At 72.2% G+C, this 435-nt stretch carries 1 protein-coding gene; it reads left to right on the forward strand.

The features are described 5' to 3' along the window. Window positions 1–435: acyl-CoA synthetase family protein (locus tag D7X12_RS42005; RefSeq protein WP_147444036.1), on the forward strand; the 435-nt coding region annotated here is incomplete at both ends.

The raw sequence follows: 435 nt of genomic DNA on the forward strand, positions 1-435 counted from the left end.
CCATCTCCAATGCCACCGCCTACGTGCTCGACGCGCACCTGCGCCCCGTTCCCGTGGGAGTCGCGGGCGAGGTGTACGTCGGCGGCTCCGGCCTCGCCTGGGGCTACCTCCACCGGCCCGACCTCACCGCGGAGCGCTTCGTCCCGCATCCCTTCTCCTCCACCCCGGGTGCCCGCCTCTACCGCACGGGCGACAAGGCCCGCTGGCGGGAGGACGGCACGCTCGACTTCCTCGGCCGCGTCGACTTCCAGGTGAAGGTGCGCGGCTTCCGCATCGAGCTGGGTGAAGTCGAAGCCGCCCTGCGCGCCGCCTCCGGCGTCAACGAGGCGGTCGTCATCGCGAAGGGGGCCGATGGAGACAAGCGCCTCATCGGCTACGTCACCGCACGCCCCGGGCACACCGTCGACGCCGACGGCCTCAAGGCAGGCCTCAAGC

The sequence above is a fragment of the Corallococcus sicarius genome (assembly GCF_003611735.1).
GTDB lineage: Bacteria > Myxococcota > Myxococcia > Myxococcales > Myxococcaceae > Corallococcus > Corallococcus sicarius.